The sequence below is a fragment of the Halomonas shengliensis genome (genome assembly GCF_900104135.1).
Lineage (GTDB): Bacteria > Pseudomonadota > Gammaproteobacteria > Pseudomonadales > Halomonadaceae > Halomonas > Halomonas shengliensis.
This window is the reverse complement of record NZ_FNIV01000004.1, coordinates 334,966-351,261: the sequence shown is the minus strand read 5'-3', so window position 1 is coordinate 351,261 and position 16,296 is coordinate 334,966. Positions and strand designations below refer to the sequence as shown.

Sequence of the window (16,296 nt, the reverse complement as noted above, 5' to 3'; positions counted from 1 at the left end):
GACCAGCGTCACTCATTGCTGCTGGAGTCACTGTAGGAGATGCGATAGACCGCGCCGGCCAGATCATCGGAGACCAGCAGCGAGCCGTCACGGAGTTGTGCGACATCTACCGGTCGTCCCAGATACTCACCGTTCTCGTCCAGCCACCCCTCGGCGAAAGGTACCGTCTCACCGGTGACGTTCCCCTCGGCATCCACCGGGGTGAACATCACACGGGCCCCCACCGGCTCGGTACGGTTCCAGGAGCCGTGTTGTGCAGAGAAGATCCCTCCCTGGTAGGCTTCAGGGAACATGCTCCCGGTGTAGAAGATCATGCCCAGATCCGCCGCGTGGGCCACCGTCTCGACCACCGGGAAGACCACATCGTCCGGCACCTCATGGCCCTCATATTCATGCGTGCGCACGTCACCACCGCCATACCAGGGGAAGCCGAAGTTCTGTCCCTTCTCGGTCTGCCGGTTGATCTCGCCGGGCGGAATATCGTCGCCCATTCCGTCTACCTGATTGTCGGTAAACCAGAGATTTCCGGTCTCGGGATGGAAGTCGTGGCCGACCGAATTACGCACGCCGTAGGTGTACACCTCGCGGTTGCTGCCGTCCTGATCCATGCGAATGATGCCGCCGATACCGACCTCCTCGAAGGTCGCCAGATGCTCCTCAGGCGGAACGTTATAGGGCTGGCCGAGGGAGATGTAGAGCTTGCCATCGGGGCCGACATCACAGACTCGCGCGGTATGGTTGTAGCTGACATGCTCCTCCGGAATCAGCTCGCCCCCTGGCACGACCGGTACGGCCACCACGTCGGGGCTCTCGTAGAAGAACTCGGCGGCCGGATAGGCCAGCACCCGATTCTGCTCGGCAACATAGAGCATGCCGTCCGGCGAAAAGCAGGGGCCATTGGGGATGGCCTTGACCAGTGACGGCGCGAAGTTCTTGACCTCGTCGGCCACGCGGTCCTTGTCGCGATCCGTCACCGCCCAGATCTCGGTCTTGCGGGTGCCGACGAAGGTCACCACGCCCTGGGGCCCCACCGCCATATGGCGTGCATCGGGAACCAGCGCATAGAGATCGATCCGGAACCCTTCGGGAAGCTCGATACGCTCAAGGGTGCGGCGAATCGCATCGGCGCCGTCGGTATCCTGGTCTATCACGGTGAACTCGGTGGTGCCGGTGCTCTGGAAACTCGACAGCTTTTCCAGCACCTCCCCCTGCTGTTGAGCCTGAAGACTGGCGTAGGGAATGGTGAGGGCCCCTGTCGCGAGCCCGATAGTGAGGAACTTGTTGTTCATTATCATCTCCTGTTGCGCCGGTCTCTCATAAGGCCGACAGGTGATGAGTTAAGGTGGCGGTCGGGATGACGTCAAGTTGTCAGACCAATCCATGCCCATCGAGATGCAACACCGCGAGCTGCTGAATCCTTCACGCGATCATCCGCCCCACCCAGCGTTTAAAGCCAGGCCGTTTTCCTGCCAACGAAAATGCCCGAGGTCGCTACACTGTGCTCTGGCATCTCGTCACCCGCCTGCGGGAGACAATCGCCACAACAACAATAATCCGTCAGGCAGAAGGACACGCGCCATGAACAAGGGGGTTTCGCTGCTGGTGTTGCTGGGAGGGGTGGCCGCCGCTTCTGCCCAGACCATGGCTCAGGAGGGCAACGAGCCGGCTGGCGATGACGCGGCGACTCGCCAGCTGCCCACCATCACCATCAGCGCACCACGGCTGACGCGAAGCCTCTATGACACCCCGGCTGCCGTCTCGACCCTGGGCCAGGAGGAGATCCATCAGGGCCAGCAGGGCGTGCGGCTGGACGAGGCCCTGGACGGGGTGCCCGGGGTCTTCCTGCAGAACCGCGACAACTTCGCCCAGGGGCAGCGCATTTCCAGCCGGGGCTTCGGCGCGCGCGGGACCTTCGGCATCCGCGGCCTGCATATCCGCGTCGATGGCATCCCCTACACCCTGCCCGATGGCCAGGCCCAGATCGATGCGGTGGACCTCGACAGCGCCGAGCGCATCGAGGTGATCCGCGGCCCCTCCTCGGTGCTCTACGGCAACGCCGCGGGTGGGGTGATCGACATCACCACCGGCGACGGCAGCGAGGTGCGTCGCTCGCCCAGCGTTCGCCTGCAGGGGGGCAGCGACGACTTCCGCAAGCTCGCCGTGCGCAGTGGCGGGGAATCCGGCAACTGGGTGCACAGCGTCAGCGTGTCGGCGCTGGACTTCGACGGCTACCGGGAGCAGAGCCGGGTGGAGAAGCGGCTGCTCAATGCCCGGCTCGGCTACCGCCTGGATGATGACCGGACCCTCTCGGCCCTGGTCAATGTCCTCGACATGCCGACCGCCGAGGATCCCAGCGCCCTGACCCTGGACGAGGTCGCCGAGGATCCTCGCCAGGCCCGTGACATCGCCATCGAGCTCGACTCGGGACAGGAGGTGGCACAGCAGCTGGTCGGGTTGCACTACGAGGACCGCGACGCCCTGGGGGGCGAGGTCAATGTCCGTGGCTTCGTCAGCCGTCGCGACTTCGAGCAGCAGTTGCCCTTCCCGGGCAGCAGCCTGATCGACTATGAGCGGAACTACTACGGCGGCGGCGCCGACTATACCGGTGCGGCCACCCTGGGAGACCTACCGCTGCGTTATGTCACCGGGGTCGACCTGGCCCGCCAGGAGGACGACCGCGGCCGTCGCTCGGTGGATGCCCAGGGCAGGGTCACCGGCATCACCGCCGACGAACAGCAAAACGCCACCTCCGCCGGTGTCTTCCTGCAGACCGAGCTGGGGCTGACCGACGCACTCGACCTGAGCGCCGGGCTGCGTCACGACCAGGTCCGCATGACCATCGATGACCGCTACTTCGATGACGGTCGTGATGACAGCGGCGAGCGCACCTTCCGCGAATGGACCGGCAGCCTAGGACTGAGCTATCGCTACCACCCCGACCATCAGGTATATGCCACGCTCGGCAATGCCTTCGAGACGCCTACCTTCACGGAATTCGCCCGTGACGACGGACGTGGCGGCTTCAATCCCGAGGTCCAGCCCCAGAAGGCACTGAACCGCGAGGTCGGCCTGCGTGGCATCTTCGGCAACGGCCTGCGCTATGAGCTGGTCGCCTTCTCGGTCGACGTCGATGACGAGCTGATCGCCTACGAGGCCACCGACGGCCGTACCTACTACGAGAACGCCGGCAAGACCTCCCGCGACGGCATCGAACTGGGCGTGGACTGGAGCTTCTCCCTGGCCTGGCGGCTGACCAGTGCCCTGACGCTGGCCGACTACCGGTTCGACAGGTTCGACGACGGCAGCAACGACTTCAGCGACAACCGCCTCCCGGGGCAGCCGAGGCAGGTGTGGCACAACGCCCTGACCTGGTACGGCAACGGGGACCGTTTCGCCAGCCTCGAGGCCCAGTACACCGGCGACTACTACGCCGACAACGCCAACGAGGTAACGATCGACGACCACTGGCTGTTCAACCTCAAGGCCGGCGACGGCTGGCGACTCGGCGACGGGGCTACCCACCTGAGCGCCAACCTGGGCATCCGCAACCTGCTCGACGAGGCCTACTACGAGAATGTGCGCATCAATGCCTTCGGGGGGCGTTACTACGAACCCGCCGCAGGACGCACCTTCTACGCCGGCCTGGAGCTGAGTTTCTAGTCGGTCAGGTCTCGTTACGCCAGCGGGCAGCCCTAGGGCTGCCCGCTGGCATGTTACGTGGCCTGAAGCGCCTAGAAGAACAGCCGCCGGAGCGCCTGACCGGGGTCGGCCTCGCGCATGAAGGCCTCGCCGACCAGGAAGGCGTTGACGTCGTGCTCGCGCATGCGCAGCACGTCGCCGGGGGTGTGGATGCCGGACTCGGTGACCACCGTGACTCCGCCGGGAATGCGCGGCAGCAGCTCCAGGGTGGTGTCCAGGCGGGTCTCGAAGGTGTGCAGGTCGCGGTTGTTGATGCCCACCAGGTCGAGGTCCAGGGCCAGCGCCCGCTCAAGCTCGTGGGCGTCGTGGACCTCCACCAGCACGTCCATGCCGAGCTCGATGGCCTGGCGATGCAGCTCGGCCATCTGCGCATCCTCCAGGGCGGCGACGATCAGCAGGATGCAGTCGGCGCCGATGGCGCGGGCCTCGCTCACCTGGTAACCGTGGGTGATGAAGTCCTTGCGGATCACCGGCAGCGCGCAGGCGTCGCGGGCCTCGATCAGGTAGTCCTCATGGCCCTGGAAGAAGTCGGCGTCGGTGAGCACCGAGAGGCAGGCGGCGCCGCCCTCGGTGTAGCTGGCGGCGATCTCGCCGGGGCGGAAGTCCTCACGGATCACACCCCGGGAGGGGGAGGCCTTCTTGACCTCAGCGATCACCGCCGGATCGCCCTGGGCGATGCGCCGCGCCAGCGCCGCGTTGAAGCCCCGGGGTGCCCCCTGCTCGGCGGCCAGGCGCAGCAGCTCGGCCTCGGAGACCGCACGGCGGCGTTCGGCGACCTCCTCCTCCTTGCGCTGGAGGATGCGAGTCAGGATGGTCGGGGGGGCGAAACCGCTCATGGGGTAACTCCTAGTCGATGGGTGCTCACTGCAGGAAGACGCGGGTGAAGTTGGCCAGCTCCCTGAGCTTCTCCAGGGGCAGCTTGGAGGCCTGGGCGTCCTGGGCCAGGGCCACCCCCTCCTCGAGGCTGTCGGCGACGTCCGCGGCATAGAGGGCCGCGCCGGCATTGAGCGCGACGATGTCCGCCGCCGGCCCCTCGCCCACCAGGGCCTGCTCCACCAGGCGCAGGCTTTCCTCGGCGGAGGCGACCCGCAGCGGGTCCAGGGGCTGGCGCTTGACGCCGAGCGCCTCCGGGGTGATCACGTACTCATGGATCTCGCCCTCCCGGAGCTCGGCCACCAGGGTCGGCTGGGCCAGGGAGATCTCGTCCAGGCCATCCTCGGCATGCACCACCAGCACGTGGCGGCTGCCCAGGCGGCGCAGCACGTCGGCCATCAGCGGCACCAGCTCCGGGGCATAGACGCCGAGCACCTGGTTGGGGGCGCCGGCGGGGTTGGTCAGCGGGCCGAGGATGTTGAACAGGGTGCGCACGCCCATCTCGCGGCGCGGCGCCACGGCGTAGCGCATCGCCGGGTGGTGGTTGGGGGCGAACATGAAGCCCACACCCACCTGCTCGATGCAGCGCGCCACCTGCTCGGCATCCAGGTCGAGGTGGATGCCGGCCACCGAGAAGAGATCGGCGCTGCCCGACGACGACGACACCCCGCGGTTGCCGTGCTTGGCGACGTGGCCGCCGGCGGCGGCGACCACGAAGCTTGAGGCGGTGGAGACGTTGAACAGGTTGGCGCCGTCGCCGCCGGTGCCGACGATGTCGACCACGTTGTCGGCGCCGAGGTGGACCGGCTTCATCAGCTCGCGCATCACCTGGGCGGCGGCGCTGATCTCCTCGGCAGTCTCGCCCTTCATCGCCATGCCCATCAGGAAGGCGGCGATCTGCGGGTCACTGGCTTCCCCGGTCATAATCTGGCGCATGATCTCGTGGGTCGCGGCGAAGCCGAGGTTCTCGCGGCGCATCAGGGCGCCGAGGGCATCTCGCATCTGCATCATGGGTCTCCTTGCGTCAGGCTTGGCCCAGCGGCGCCGGCGCGCGGCGCTTGAGGAAGTTGGCCAGCAGGTCGTGGCCCTGGCGGCTGAGGATCGACTCGGGGTGGAACTGCACGCCCTCGACGTCGAGCTCGCGGTGGCGCAGCCCCATGATCAGCCCCGGGGTGACGTCGTCGTCATCGGTCCAGGCGGTGATCTCCAGGCAGTCGGGGAGGGTCTCCCGGGCCACCACCAGCGAGTGGTAGCGGGTCACCTCCAGGGGATCCTCGAGGCCCTCGAACACCCCCTGGCCGGTGTGGCGGATGGCCGAGGTCTTGCCGTGCATCACCTGGGGGGCGCGCACCACCTCGCCGCCGTAGACCTGGCCGATCGCCTGGTGGCCCAGGCAGATGCCCAGTATCGGCAGCCGGCCGGCGAAGTGGCGGATGGCCGCCAGCGAGATGCCGGCCTGGTCCGGGGTGCAGGGCCCGGGGGAGATCACCAGGTGGCTCGGGGCCATGGCCTCGATCTCGGCCAGGGTGATGGCGTCGTTGCGGTAGGTGGTCACCTCGGCGCCCAGCTCCCCCAGGTACTGCACCACGTTGAAGGTGAAGCTGTCGTAGTTGTCGATCATGCAGACATTCATGGCTCTCTCCGGCGCCTTATTCGAGGTTGTCCAGGCCGCGCTCGGCCATGGCCACGGCGCGGAACAGCGCCCGCCCCTTGTTGAGGGTCTCCTGCCACTCCTGCTCGGGCACCGAGTCGGCGACGATGCCGGCGCCCGCCTGGACATGGAGCTGGCCATCCTTGATCACCGCGGTGCGGATGGCGATGGCGGTGTCGAGGTTGCCGTGCCAGGAGAGATAGCCCACCGCCCCGGAGTAGATGCCGCGCTTGACCGGCTCCAGCTCGTCGATGATCTCCAGCGCGCGGATCTTGGGGGCCCCGGAGACGGTGCCCGCCGGGAAGGTGGCGCGCAGGGCGTCCATGGCGGTGAGCCCGGGCTTCAGGCGGCCGGTGACGTTGGAGACGATGTGCATGACGTGGGAGTAGCGCTCCACCACCATCTCCTCGGTGACCTTCACCGAGCCGGTCTCGCTGATGCGGCCGACGTCGTTGCGCCCAAGGTCGATCAGCATCAGGTGCTCGGCGCGCTCCTTGGGATCGGCCAGCAGCTCCTCCTCCAGCGCCTGGTCCTCGGCCTCGGTGCGGCCGCGCTTGCGGGTGCCGGCGATGGGCCGCACCGTCACCTCGCCCTCCTCCAGCCGGGTGAGGATCTCCGGCGAGGAGCCGGCCACCTGGTGGTCGCCCAGGTCGAGGTAGAACATGTAGGGCGAGGGATTGAGGCTGCGCAGGGCGCGGTAGAGGTCCAGGGGGGCGGCCCGGTAGGGGATCGACATGCGCTGGGAGGGCACGCACTGCATGACGTCGCCGGCCAGCACGTACTCCTTGATGGTCTCCACCGCGGCCTTGAAGCCCGCCTCGGTGAAGCCGGAGGTGAAGTCGCCCTCCTCCACCGCGGCGCTGCCGGTGCCGGGGCTCACGGTGTTGAGGGTGGCGCTGCGCAGGCGGATCTCCAGCGCCTCCAGGCGCTCCACCGCGGCGGCGTAGGCGCCGGTCTCGGCGGGGTTGGCGTGGGTCCACAGCGTCAGCCGCCCGGAGAGGTTGTCGAACACCACCAGGTCGTCGGCCACCATCAGCAGGATGTCCGGGACGCCCAGCGGGTCGGGCTTGGCCGCGGCCGCCTCGCTGCGCAGGCGCGGCTCGATGTAGCGGATGGTGTCATAGCCGAAGTAGCCCACCAGCCCGCCGTCGAAGCGCGGCTGGTCGTCCAGGCGCGGCACCTTGAAGCGGGCCTGGAACTGCTCGATCCACGCCAGCGGGTCCTCCACCTCGGCGGCGCCATGGAGCTCGCCGTCGACGATATGGCTGATGCTGAAGCCGCGCACCTCGATGCGCTCGCGGCTGGGCAGGCCGATGATGGAGTAGCGCCCCCACTTCTCGCCGCCCTGCACGGATTCGAGCAGGAAGGTCCAGGGCGCGTTGGCGAGCTTCAGGTAGGTGGAGAGCGGCGTGTCGAGGTCGGCCAGCACCTCGCGGGTGACCGGAATACGGTTGTAGCCGGCGTCGGCCAGCTCGCGGAAACGTTCGGGGGTCATCATGCCCGGTGTCCTCGGGAAAGGGAGTTGGCGAAGGTGGGCGCGGTGGCGCCGAGGCAGACTCGCGGGGCGAGCGTCACCATCGCCAGCCGCCGCGGACGGGCGAGCGGGGCAGGTAGCGGGCGGCGTGGAGAAGCACGCCGCCGGGCATGAGGGGGTCCGGCAGGGGGCGGCTGATCATCGGGGTGGTGTCCGCGTCTATCGCAATAACGTATTGATTGGGCCGCGCTTATAGCATGAGCCGAACTCACGTTAAACGAGTTCCGCCAGCGATTCAACCACGCCGTCCGGGCCGCTCTCGCGCACCGGCTCGCCATGGTTGTAGCCGTAGGGCACCGCCAGGGTGCGAAAGCCCGCCGCCCTGCCGGCGGCGATGTCGTGGCGCGAGTCGCCGACCATCAGGCAGGCCTGCGGCGCCACCCCGAAGTGAGCCGCCACATGCTGCAGCGGCGCCGGATGGGGCTTCTTCTCGGGGAGGCTGTCGCCACCCAGGCAGAGCGCGAAGTGCTCGGCGAGCCCCAGCCCCTCCAGCAGCGGAGCGATGAAGGCGTGGGGCTTGTTGGTCACCAGGGCCAGCGGCAGGCCGCGCGCTCGCAGGGCATCGAGGCACTCCCGCGCCCCGGGATAGAGCCGGGTGTGGGCACCGGGGTCGCGGCCGTAGTGCGCAAGGAAGGCCGCATGGGCGCGCTCCAGCAGGGTGCTATCCACTTCTTCGGCATCCACTGGTACAGCGCCACCAGATGAGGCCGCACCAGGCGAGGTGCCGGCGACGGATCGCAGAGGGGGTGCATTTATTAACGCGCGCTCCATCAATACCCGCGAACCATTGCCCACCCAGTCACGCACCCGCGCCTCACCGGCGGCGGGCAGGCCCAGCTCGCCCAGGGCGGCGTCCACGGCGATGGCCAGGTCGGGCACCGAGTCGATCAGGGTGCCGTCCAGGTCGAAGGCCACCAGGGCGATCCCCTCCAGCATGCGATGCATCGTCACTGCTCTCCTTTTCAGTATGGAAACCTATCAAGAGCCGGCCTGCCTCTCGAGCCGGTCACGTAGGCAGCCGCCATGGGGGCCGCTATGCTGGGGCGACGTCTCCCCCATACCCTCACCTTTTCCAGGAGTCACTCATGGCAGCTCCCCGTATCGTGGTGGTCGGCGGCGGCGCCGGCGGCCTCGAACTGGTCACCCGCCTCGGGCGCCGCCTCGGCCGGCGTGGCCGCGCCGAGGTCGTGCTGGTCGACCGCAACCCCACCCACATCTGGAAGCCGCTGCTCCACGAGGTGGCCACCGGCGCCCTGGACTCGGGGCTCGACGAGGTCTCCTACCAGGGCCACGCCCGCGCCAACGGCTACCGCTTCCAGCGCGGCACCCTGTGCGACCTGGACCGCGAGGGCAAGCGGCTGACGCTGGACGCGGTGCTCGACGACGAGGGCCAGGAGGTGCTGCCGCCCCGCACCCTCGAGTACGACCGGCTGGTGCTGGCGCTGGGCAGCGTCAGCAACGACTTCGGCACCCCCGGGGTCGCCGAGCACTGCCACTTCCTCGACAGCCCGGAGCAGGCCGAGGCCTTCCGGCGCGACATGCTCAACACCTTCCTGCGCTTCAGCGACCCCGAGCGGCGCGACCACTCCCACCTCACCGTAGGCATCGTCGGCGCCGGGGCCACCGGGGTGGAGCTCGCCGCCGAGCTCTTCGACGCCTCGCGCATGCTGCACAGCTACGGCTTCACCCGCCTGGACGCCGGCCAGCTCTCGGTGCACCTGCTGGAGGCGGCCCCGAGGCTGCTGCCGGCGCTGCCGGAGCGCATCTCGCGGGCGGTGCACGCCGAGCTCGAGAAGCTCGGCGTAACGATCCACCTGGAGACCCGGGTGACCGACGTGGACGCCACCGGCTTCACCACCGCCGACGGCACGCGCATCGCCACCGACCTCAGCGTCTGGGCAGCGGGCATCAAGGCCCCGCCCTTCCTCTCCACGCTGGGCCTTTCCACCGAGCGCAACCACCAGGTCAAGGTCCACCCCACCCTGCAGAGCCACGATGACCCGGCCATCTTCGCCTTCGGCGACTGCGCCAGCTGTCCCCAGGCGGACGGCAAGCCGGTGCCGCCGCGCGCCCAGGCCGCCCACCAGCAGGCCTCGCTGCTCTACCGCAACCTGCGCGCCAGCCTCGACGGCCGGCCGCTCAAGGACTTCACGTTCCGCGATCGCGGCTCACTGATCTCGCTGGCCCACTTCGAGGCGATCGGCAGCCTGATGCGCGGCGCCTCGGCGCGCAGCCTGTTCGTCGAGGGGCACCTGGCGAAGTTCTTCTACGCCTCGCTCTACCGCATGCACCAGCGTGCCATCCACGGCAGCCTCAAGACCGCGGTGACCATCCTGGTCGACGGCCTCAACCGCTTCATCCGCCCGCGCATGAAGCTGCATTAGTCAGCGCTGGACCCGGGCCAGCCAGGCCCGCTTGGCGGCAGCGCCGAGGCGCTTGATCTCGGCCTCGCGGCGCAGCGCCTCGCCATGCTCGCCCACCGGTTCGCTGTGGCGCAGGATGAGAGGGCCCTTGCCACGCAGCGCCTTGGCGCCGCGTCCGGCGGCGTGCTCGGCCAGGCGCCGGGCCACGTCGGTGGTGATCCCGGTGTAGAGCGCCCCGCTTGCCGTCTCCAGCACATAGAGGTGCCAGAGCCGCTCCTCGCGCGCCGGCACGGGCGCCTTGGACAGGGCGCGCTCGCTCACGGCCTCAGCGCGCGCCGGCCAGTTGCTCGCGGAACTCCCGGATCACGCCGTCGTAGCGGTGGGGGTCGGCCGCGTTGCTCGCCTTGAACACCGCCGAGCCGGCGACGAAGGTGTCGGCCCCCGCCCGGGCGATCTCGGCGATGTTGTCCACCTTGACGCCGCCATCCACCTCCAGACGGATATCGCGACCGGAGGCATCGATGCGCCGGCGTGCCTCGCGCAGCTTGTCCAGGGTCGCGGGGATGAACGACTGGCCCCCGAAGCCGGGGTTGACGCTCATCAGCAACACCATGTCGACCTTGTCCATCACGTAGTCGAGGTAGCTGAGCGGGGTGGCCGGGTTGAACACCAGGCCGGCCCGGCAACCGCCGTCGCGGATCAGCTGCAGGGAGCGATCGATATGGTCCGAGGCCTCGGGGTGGAAGGTGATGATGCTGGCGCCGGCGTCGATGAAGTCGCCGATCAGGCGGTCCACCGGCCGCACCATCAGGTGCACGTCGATGGGCGCGGTGACGCCGTGGTGGCGCAGCGCCTGGCAGACCATGGGCCCGATGGTGAGGTTGGGCACGTAGTGGTTGTCCATCACGTCGAAGTGGACGATGTCGGCGCCGGAGGCCAGCACGTCGTCCACCTCCTGGCCCAGCCGCGCGAAGTCGGCGGAGAGGATGGAGGGGGCGATCAGGAAGTCGCGGGTGGCATCGGTCATGGCGGGGAGTCCGAGGTCGCTGGCGAGAGGGCGCATTCTAGCAGACCCCGCCCCCGGCGGCAGGCGGGGATGCCGGGGGCGCAGCCAAATATTCTATAATCGAATAAAAAATACCATTGTAATTACTTTTGCGCCGGCCTACTCTTCTCGCAACGTCATTCACACCTCCTGGAGTCACGCCATGATCCGCCATCCCCGTCTCGCTCGCCCGCTGCTCGCCATCGCCCTGGGGGCCGGCCTGGCCGCCCCGGCGATGGCGGCCGAGCGCGAGCTGCTCAACTCCTCCTACGACATCGCCCGCGAGCTGTTCGCCGCGATCAACCCCGAGTTTATCGCCCACTGGCAGGAGACCCAGGGCGAGGAGATCGCCATTCAGCAGTCCCACGGCGGCTCCTCCGCCCAGGCGCGCTCCATCCTGCAGGGGCTGCGCGCCGATGTGGTCACCTTCAACCAGGTCACCGACGTCCAGGTGCTGGCCGACGACGGCCTGGTGGCCGAGGATTGGCAGCAGGCGCTGCCCAACAACGCCTCGCCCTACTACTCCACCACCGCCTTCCTGGTGCGCAAGGGTAACCCCAAGGGCATCGACGGCTGGGAGGACCTGGACGACGAGGGCGTGGAGATCGTCTTCCCCAACCCCAAGACCTCCGGCAACGGCCGCTACACCTACCTGGCCGCCTGGGGCTTCGCCGAGCATCAGTTCGACGGCGACGAGGAGCAGATCCAGGCCTTCATGCGCGACTTCCTCGGCAACGTGGTGGTGTTCGACACCGGCGGCCGTGGCGCCACCACCAGCTTCATCGAGCGCGGCATCGGCGACGTGCTGATCAGCTTCGAGTCCGAGGTCAACAACATCCGCGGCGAGTACGGCAGCGACGACTACGAGGTGATCGTGCCGCCGGTCAGCATCCTGGCCGAGTTCCCGGTGGCCGTGGTCGAGGAGAACGCCGAGCGCAACGGCAACCAGGAGCTGGCCCGGGCCTACCTGGAGTACCTCTACGCGGAGGAGACCCAGCGCCTGCTGGCCGGCTTCAACTACCGCGTGCACGACGAAGCGGTGGTCGAGGAGTTCGCCGAGCAGTTCCCCGAGACCGAGCTGCTGAAGGTGGAAGAGGTCTTCGGCGGCTGGGACGCGGCCATGGAGACCCACTTCGCCAGCGGCGGCCTCCTGGACCAGTTGCAGCGCCGCTAGGCGCGCGGAGCCATCACCATGAGTCAACGCGCCGCACGCCTGGCCCTGCCCCTCCCCGCCCGCACGCAGCGGGTGCTGCCCGGCTTCGGCCTGTCGCTGGGCATCAGCCTGACCTTCGTGTCGCTGGTGCTGCTGCTGCCGATGACCGGGCTGGTGGGCCAGCTCAAGGGGCTGAGCCTGGCGGAGTACTGGGCGATCGTCAGCGATAGCCGGGTGGTGGCCAGCTACACGGTGACGATCGGCGCCGCCGCCGTGGCGGCGCTGGCCAACGCCGCCTTCGGCCTGCTGATGGCCTGGGTGCTGGTGCGCTACGACTTCCCGGGCAAGCGCCTGCTCGACGCCCTGATGGACCTGCCCTTCGCCCTGCCCACCGCGGTGGCGGGCATCACGCTTGCCACCCTCTACGCCGGCAACGGCTGGGTCGGCGCCCTGCTCGAGCCGCTGGGCCTGCAGGTCGCCTACACCTGGGTGGGCATCGCCCTGGCCATGGCCTTTACCAGCATCCCCTTCGTGGTGCGCACAGTGCAGCCGGTGCTCGAGGACCTGCCCCCCGAGGTGGACGAGGCCGCCATGACCCTGGGCGCCGGCGACGCCACCGGCTTTCGGCGGGTGCTGCTGCCCTACCTGTGGCCGGCACTGGTCACCGGCACCGGGCTCGCCTTCGTGCGCTCCCTGGGCGAGTTCGGCGCCATCATCTTCATCGCCGGCAACGCCCCCTTCGAGACCGAGATCACCTCGCTGATGATCTTCGTCAAGCTGCAGGAGTATGACTATGCCGGCGCCTCGGCCATCGCCTCGGTGGTGCTGGCGGTGTCGCTGGCGCTGCTGCTGGCGATCAACGTCTGGCAGGGGCGCTTCATCCGCAAACTGCATGGAGGACGCGGCTGATGCAACGGATCGGTGATGCCCCGGCGGTGCGGCGCGGCCTGATCGCCGTCGCCCTGTTGCTGGCCGGGCTCTTCCTGCTGCTGCCGCTGGTGGCGATCTTCGCCCAGGCCTTCGCCGAGGGGGTGGCGGTGTTCTGGACCAACGTCAGCGACGACTACACCCTGGCGGCGATCGGCCTGACGCTGTTCGTCACCGTGCTGACCATCCCCATCTGCCTGGTGTTTGGGGTGGCGCTGGCCTGGCTGGTGACCCGCTTCGACTTCCCGGGGCGGCGCCTGCTGCAGACCCTGATCGACATCCCCTTCGCCGTCTCGCCGGTGGTGGCGGGGCTGGTCTACCTGCTGCTCTACGGCCGCAACGGCTGGATTGGCGGCTGGCTGGACGCCCACGACATCCAGCTGATGTTCGCCTGGCCGGGCATCCTGATGGTGACGATCTTCGTCACCAGCCCCTTCGTCGCCCGCGAGCTGATCCCGCTGATGCAGGCCCAGGGCTCCCGGGAAGAGGAGGCGGCCGTGACCCTGGGCGCCTCGGGATGGACCCTGTTCCGCCGGGTCACCCTGCCCAACATCCGCTGGGCGCTGCTCTATGGGGTGATCCTCACCAACGCCCGGGCGGTAGGCGAGTTCGGCGCCGTCTCGGTGGTTTCCGGGGCGATCCGCGGCGAGACCATGACCCTGCCGCTTCACCTCGAGCAGCTCTATCAGGACTACAACACCGTGGGCGCCTTCGCCAGCGCCGCCCTGCTGGCCCTGCTCGCCCTGTTCACCCTGGCCGCCAAGGCCGGCCTGGAATGGCGCACCGCGCGCCAGGAGGTTTCCCCATGAGCATCCGCCTGAGCGATATCGCCAAGCACTATGGTCGTGCCGGGCGCGCCCTGGAACCGGTCAACCTGGAGGTCGCCGAGGGCGAGTTGGTGGGCCTGCTGGGCCCCTCGGGCTCGGGCAAGACCACCCTCTTGCGCATCATCGCCGGCCTCGAGCGCCCGGACCGCGACCCCGCCGGGCGCATCCTGTTCGGCGACCGCGACGTCACCGACGTGCACGTGCGCGACCGGCGCATCGGCTTCGTCTTCCAGCACTATGCGCTGTTCCGCCATATGACGGTGTTCGACAACGTCGCCTTCGGCCTCACCGTGCTGCCGCGCCGCGAACGCCCCTCCAGCGGCGAGATCCGCGCCCGGGTCTATCGCCTGCTGGAGATGGTGCAGCTCGAGCGCTTCGCCGAGCGCTACCCTGCCCAGCTCTCCGGCGGCCAGCAGCAGCGCGTCTCCCTGGCCCGGGCGCTGGCCCTGCGTCCCGAGGTGCTGCTGCTCGACGAGCCCTTCGGCGCCCTGGACGCCAAGGTGCGCCAGGAGCTGCGGCGCTGGCTGCGCCAGCTCCACGACGAGCTGGGCTTCACCAGCCTGTTCGTGACCCACGACCAGGAGGAGGCGCTGGAACTCTCCGACCGCGTGGCGGTGATGAGCCACGGCCGCATCGAGCAGATCGACACCCCAGACGCCCTCTACCACGCGCCGGCCAACCGCTTCGTCTTCGAGTTCCTGGGCGACGTCAATCACCTGGAGGGCGAGGTTCGCGACGGGGTGCTGACCTGCGGCGCGGCACGCCTTCGGACCTCGCTGCCCGAGGGGCGTGAGCGCCTGCTGCTGCGTCCCCACGAGGTGCGCCTGGCCGAGACGCCGAGCCCGGAGGCGCACCTGCCGGCGACGGTCACCGCCGTCTCCCCGGTGGGCGCCGAGGTGCGGGTGGAGCTGGCCGCCGACTGGATGGCCGAACCGTGGCTGGCCACGCTGCGCCACGCCGACTACGAGCGCCTGGGCCTGACCCGCGGCCAGCGCCTCTTCGCGGTGCCGCGCCGCTGGCACCGCTTCACCGCGGATGGTCGTCCCCAGCCAGCCGCCCCGGCGCGCGCGGCGGCGGCCTGAGGCGCGGCCTCAGCGCTCCCAGCACATCAGGGTCTCCTCCTCGCCGGCCTCGGGCTCGCGGCGCTGGTCCACGGCGTGAAAGCCCAGCCGGTGGTAGAAGGAGACCGCGCGCACGTTGCGCGAGTAGACACACAGGGTGAGCCGGGCATGCCGCGCCATGGCGTGGGCCATCAGCCGTGAACCGTGGCCGTAGCTCTGCACCTCGGGGTCGATGTAGAGCGCCTCGAGGTGGTCGCCGTCCAGGGCGGCGAAGCCGATCGCCCGTCCCTCCACCTCCAGCACCTCCAGCTCCTCGGCCACGGCCAGCCGCCGTGCCATGGCCTCGGCACGGGAGGCCCAGAACCCGGCGGGGATGAAGGGGTGGGCGCGCGTCGCGGCACGCCGCCAGATGTCGGTGAGCCGGGGAATATCCTCGGCGGTGGCGGTGCGGATCATGGCACGACTCCTTCGGCACATGCCGACAGTGTAACCGAGCCACCGCCGGCGTACCGGCCGACGACCCCGCCGGCTATACTGGCGTCCCACATCCTCGACACGGGAGTCCCGCCATGCAGCGTCGTCGCTTCCTCGCCCTGCCCTTCGCCCTGCTGGCCGCCGGCTGGCTGGCCGGCTGCGCCGCCCCCCAGACCCTCGACGTCGACCCCAGGCGCAGCGCGGCCGTGCCCCAGACCGGCAGCGGCCAGACGGTGACGGTGGTCGCCGTCGATGGGCGCGACGGCGAGGTGATCGGCACCCGCGGCGGCAGCGCCATGTCCACCGCCACCATCACCGTCTACGCCCACCAGCTGGTACCCCGTCTGCAGCGCGAGGCCGAGCGGGCCCTGCGCGAGATGGGCTTCACCCCCACCACCGAGCCCGCCGAGGGGCGGCCCAGCCTGACCCTGACCCTGGCCCACCTGGGCTACGGGCGCGGCGACAGCCAGCCGGTGATCGGTGAGGCGCGGATGGAGGCGGTGTTCGTCGCCGAGGCGATCAACGGCGGCAACACCTACACCGGAACCTACACCTCGCGCCGCACCCAGGGCTATGCCCTGCGCCCGGACCAGGAGGCCAACACCCGGATGATCGAGGCACTGCTCGAGGACGGCCTCGACCGCGCCTTCCGCGATCCCGAACTGGGACGCCTGCTGGCCCGCTGAGTC

General features: G+C 69.2%; 16 protein-coding genes. 7 read left to right on the top strand and 9 right to left on the bottom strand.

Annotated elements, in window-relative coordinates; translation table 11 throughout:
- Positions 1-8: 8 nt before the first annotated feature.
- Positions 9-1,289 (bottom strand): PQQ-dependent sugar dehydrogenase, encoded by a 1,281-nt coding sequence (locus BLP95_RS08500; RefSeq protein WP_089678216.1) that lies wholly within the window; start codon positions 1,287-1,289, stop codon positions 9-11.
- 289 nt (positions 1,290-1,578) lie between these two features.
- On the opposite strand from BLP95_RS08500, the gene BLP95_RS08495 reads away from it, so the two are divergent.
- Positions 1,579-3,660, top strand: a complete 2,082-nt coding sequence (locus BLP95_RS08495; RefSeq protein ID WP_089678214.1) for a TonB-dependent receptor family protein — start codon at positions 1,579-1,581, stop codon at positions 3,658-3,660.
- 71 nt (positions 3,661-3,731) lie between these two features.
- Here the strand turns inward: BLP95_RS08495 and trpC are convergent, their stop codons facing one another.
- The 5 genes from trpC to BLP95_RS08470 all read right to left on the bottom strand — a co-directional run bounded on the left by trpC (position 3,732) and on the right by BLP95_RS08470 (position 8,702).
- A complete protein-coding gene (gene trpC, locus BLP95_RS08490; RefSeq protein ID WP_089678211.1) occupies positions 3,732-4,535 on the bottom strand; it encodes an indole-3-glycerol phosphate synthase TrpC in 804 nt (267 codons plus the stop codon).
- Between the two features lie 25 nt (positions 4,536-4,560).
- Positions 4,561-5,580: an anthranilate phosphoribosyltransferase gene (gene trpD / locus BLP95_RS08485; RefSeq protein ID WP_089678267.1), complete on the bottom strand. Its 1,020-nt coding sequence runs from the start codon at positions 5,578-5,580 to the stop codon at positions 4,561-4,563.
- A 16-nt stretch (positions 5,581-5,596) separates the two neighbouring features.
- Positions 5,597-6,205 carry an anthranilate synthase component II gene (locus tag BLP95_RS08480; protein ID WP_023005672.1) on the bottom strand — a complete coding sequence of 203 codons (609 nt, stop codon included), beginning with the start codon at positions 6,203-6,205 and terminating at the stop codon, positions 5,597-5,599.
- A 16-nt stretch (positions 6,206-6,221) separates the two neighbouring features.
- Positions 6,222-7,718: an anthranilate synthase component I gene (gene trpE / locus BLP95_RS08475; RefSeq protein ID WP_089678265.1), complete on the bottom strand. Its 1,497-nt coding sequence runs from the start codon at positions 7,716-7,718 to the stop codon at positions 6,222-6,224.
- Positions 7,719-7,970: 252 nt separating this feature from the next.
- Positions 7,971-8,702: a phosphoglycolate phosphatase gene (locus BLP95_RS08470; protein WP_089678209.1), complete on the bottom strand. Its 732-nt coding sequence runs from the start codon at positions 8,700-8,702 to the stop codon at positions 7,971-7,973.
- Between the two features lie 140 nt (positions 8,703-8,842).
- Here BLP95_RS08470 and BLP95_RS08465 point away from each other — a divergent pair, with 140 nt between their 5' ends.
- Complete coding sequence (locus BLP95_RS08465; protein WP_089678207.1) at positions 8,843-10,141, top strand: NAD(P)/FAD-dependent oxidoreductase; 1,299 nt, start codon at positions 8,843-8,845, stop codon at positions 10,139-10,141.
- Here BLP95_RS08465 and BLP95_RS08460 read toward each other — a convergent pair whose 3' ends face one another.
- The gene (locus BLP95_RS08460) at positions 10,142-10,441 is read right to left on the bottom strand and encodes a GIY-YIG nuclease family protein (RefSeq protein ID WP_245678715.1); all 300 of its coding nucleotides are present in this window, start codon (positions 10,439-10,441) and stop codon (positions 10,142-10,144) included.
- A gap of 4 nt (positions 10,442-10,445) precedes the next feature.
- Positions 10,446-11,147, bottom strand: a complete 702-nt coding sequence (rpe, locus tag BLP95_RS08455) for a ribulose-phosphate 3-epimerase (protein ID WP_089678205.1) — start codon at positions 11,145-11,147, stop codon at positions 10,446-10,448.
- Between the two features lie 181 nt (positions 11,148-11,328).
- On the opposite strand from rpe, the gene cysP reads away from it, so the two are divergent.
- The 4 genes from cysP to BLP95_RS08435 are packed head-to-tail and all read left to right on the top strand — an operon-like array spanning position 11,329 to position 15,154.
- On the top strand, positions 11,329-12,339 hold the full coding sequence (gene cysP, locus BLP95_RS08450; RefSeq protein ID WP_089678204.1) for a thiosulfate ABC transporter substrate-binding protein CysP: 1,011 nt from the start codon (positions 11,329-11,331) through the stop codon (positions 12,337-12,339).
- An 18-nt stretch (positions 12,340-12,357) separates the two neighbouring features.
- Positions 12,358-13,227 carry a sulfate ABC transporter permease subunit CysT gene (gene cysT, locus BLP95_RS08445; RefSeq protein ID WP_089678202.1) on the top strand — a complete coding sequence of 290 codons (870 nt, stop codon included), beginning with the start codon at positions 12,358-12,360 and terminating at the stop codon, positions 13,225-13,227.
- Positions 13,227-14,054 carry a sulfate ABC transporter permease subunit CysW gene (gene cysW / locus BLP95_RS08440; protein ID WP_089678200.1) on the top strand — a complete coding sequence of 276 codons (828 nt, stop codon included), beginning with the start codon at positions 13,227-13,229 and terminating at the stop codon, positions 14,052-14,054. Before cysT ends, cysW begins: the two co-directional genes overlap by 1 nt.
- Complete coding sequence (locus BLP95_RS08435) at positions 14,051-15,154, top strand: sulfate/molybdate ABC transporter ATP-binding protein (RefSeq protein ID WP_089678198.1); 1,104 nt, start codon at positions 14,051-14,053, stop codon at positions 15,152-15,154. Before cysW ends, BLP95_RS08435 begins: the two co-directional genes overlap by 4 nt.
- A 9-nt stretch (positions 15,155-15,163) precedes the next feature.
- On the opposite strand, the gene BLP95_RS08430 is transcribed toward BLP95_RS08435, so the two are convergent.
- Complete coding sequence (locus BLP95_RS08430; RefSeq protein WP_176760252.1) at positions 15,164-15,589, bottom strand: GNAT family N-acetyltransferase; 426 nt, start codon at positions 15,587-15,589, stop codon at positions 15,164-15,166.
- A 113-nt stretch (positions 15,590-15,702) separates the two neighbouring features.
- On the opposite strand from BLP95_RS08430, the gene BLP95_RS08425 reads away from it, so the two are divergent.
- The gene (locus tag BLP95_RS08425; RefSeq protein WP_089678194.1) at positions 15,703-16,293 is read left to right on the top strand and encodes a YajG family lipoprotein; all 591 of its coding nucleotides are present in this window, start codon (positions 15,703-15,705) and stop codon (positions 16,291-16,293) included.
- The last annotated feature ends 3 nt before the right edge of the window (positions 16,294-16,296 follow it).

What these genes read in the sequence shown, in the direction of transcription:
- trpD (WP_089678267.1), bottom strand. Translation starts at nt 5,580, where the DNA reads ATGCAGATGCGAGATGCCCTCGGCGCCCTGATGCGCCGCGAGAACCTC.
- cysP (WP_089678204.1), top strand. Translation starts at nt 11,329, where the DNA reads ATGATCCGCCATCCCCGTCTCGCTCGCCCGCTGCTCGCCATCGCCCTG.
- trpE (WP_089678265.1), bottom strand. Translation starts at nt 7,718, where the DNA reads ATGACCCCCGAACGTTTCCGCGAGCTGGCCGACGCCGGCTACAACCGT.
- BLP95_RS08470 (WP_089678209.1), bottom strand. Translation starts at nt 8,702, where the DNA reads ATGCATCGCATGCTGGAGGGGATCGCCCTGGTGGCCTTCGACCTGGAC.
- rpe (WP_089678205.1), bottom strand. Translation starts at nt 11,147, where the DNA reads ATGACCGATGCCACCCGCGACTTCCTGATCGCCCCCTCCATCCTCTCC.
- BLP95_RS08495 (WP_089678214.1), top strand. Translation starts at nt 1,579, where the DNA reads ATGAACAAGGGGGTTTCGCTGCTGGTGTTGCTGGGAGGGGTGGCCGCC.
- BLP95_RS08435 (WP_089678198.1), top strand. Translation starts at nt 14,051, where the DNA reads ATGAGCATCCGCCTGAGCGATATCGCCAAGCACTATGGTCGTGCCGGG.
- BLP95_RS08500 (WP_089678216.1), bottom strand. Translation starts at nt 1,289, where the DNA reads ATGAACAACAAGTTCCTCACTATCGGGCTCGCGACAGGGGCCCTCACC.
- cysT (WP_089678202.1), top strand. Translation starts at nt 12,358, where the DNA reads ATGAGTCAACGCGCCGCACGCCTGGCCCTGCCCCTCCCCGCCCGCACG.
- trpC (WP_089678211.1), bottom strand. Translation starts at nt 4,535, where the DNA reads ATGAGCGGTTTCGCCCCCCCGACCATCCTGACTCGCATCCTCCAGCGC.
- BLP95_RS08425 (WP_089678194.1), top strand. Translation starts at nt 15,703, where the DNA reads ATGCAGCGTCGTCGCTTCCTCGCCCTGCCCTTCGCCCTGCTGGCCGCC.
- BLP95_RS08430 (WP_176760252.1), bottom strand. Translation starts at nt 15,589, where the DNA reads ATGATCCGCACCGCCACCGCCGAGGATATTCCCCGGCTCACCGACATC.
- BLP95_RS08465 (WP_089678207.1), top strand. Translation starts at nt 8,843, where the DNA reads ATGGCAGCTCCCCGTATCGTGGTGGTCGGCGGCGGCGCCGGCGGCCTC.
- BLP95_RS08480 (WP_023005672.1), bottom strand. Translation starts at nt 6,205, where the DNA reads ATGAATGTCTGCATGATCGACAACTACGACAGCTTCACCTTCAACGTG.
- cysW (WP_089678200.1), top strand. Translation starts at nt 13,227, where the DNA reads ATGCAACGGATCGGTGATGCCCCGGCGGTGCGGCGCGGCCTGATCGCC.